The following is an 862-nucleotide window of genomic DNA, read 5'->3' as shown; positions in this document are numbered from 1 at the left end:
CCGCTTGCGCCGCCGCCGTTGCCGCGGCGGCATCGGCGTTCTGCGCCGCGACCGCCGCCGCATGCGCGGCAGCAGCATTGTTGGCGGCGGTGACGGCCGCCGCATCGTCGGCCTGGGCCGCCGCCAGCGCCGCATGGGCGGCGGCGGCATTGGCATTGGCCTGGGCCGCCGCATCGGACGCATTTTGCGCGGAGACGAGGAGGTTCAGCTTGAGCGTCTTGTCATTGTCGGCGTCCAGGGCGTTGGTATCGGCCGTAACCGCCGCGTTCAGGTTGGCGATGGCCGCATTGAGCGCCGCATGCGCGTTGAGTGCTGCCGTGTCGGCCAGTTGCGCCGCCAGGGTGGCGGCCGCCGAAAGCGCTGCCGTGTGCGCGGCATTGGCGGCCGCATCGTCGGCCGCCAGCGCCGCGCTGGCGGCGTTCAGTGCGTTATTGGCTGCCGTGGCAAGGGCCGCCAGGCCGGCATCGGCGAGCAGCGCGGCGTCGGCCAGGACTTGCGCCGCTGCCGCGGCGGCGGCCGTGCTTGCCGCCGTGGCGTCGTCGGCCAGGGCCGCATTCGTGGCGGCGAGCGAGGCGCTGGCCGCCAGGATTGCCGCGTTCAGCGCGTTGGTGGCGTTGGTGAGGGCGGTTTGGGCACTGCTGGCCGCCGCGCTCGCAGCGGCGGCGGCGTTGTCGTCCGCCAGGGCCTGGTTCAGCGCGGCCAGTGCGCTCGCCGCCGCTGCCGCGGTCGTGCCGACGGCCGCATCGGCGGCCTGGGCGGCCTGCGTGGCGGCCAGCGAGATGGAGGCCGTGAGGGCTGCCGCTGCGGCGGCGATATCGTCCGCTTGCGCGTGCTGCGTGGCGGCGGCCGAGATGGCTGCCAC

General features: G+C 75.1%; 1 protein-coding gene. It reads right to left on the bottom strand.

Going from position 1 to position 862, the window contains the following annotated elements:
• A partial coding sequence (locus tag GCN78_RS29515; protein WP_193316908.1) for a hypothetical protein occupies window positions 1-862 on the bottom strand: 862 nt, incomplete at both ends.

The sequence above is a fragment of the Janthinobacterium rivuli genome (genome assembly GCF_009208735.1).
Classification (GTDB): domain Bacteria; phylum Pseudomonadota; class Gammaproteobacteria; order Burkholderiales; family Burkholderiaceae_D; genus Janthinobacterium.
Note: the sequence above shows the minus strand (reverse complement) of the source record. Positions and strands in the feature narration are given on the sequence as shown.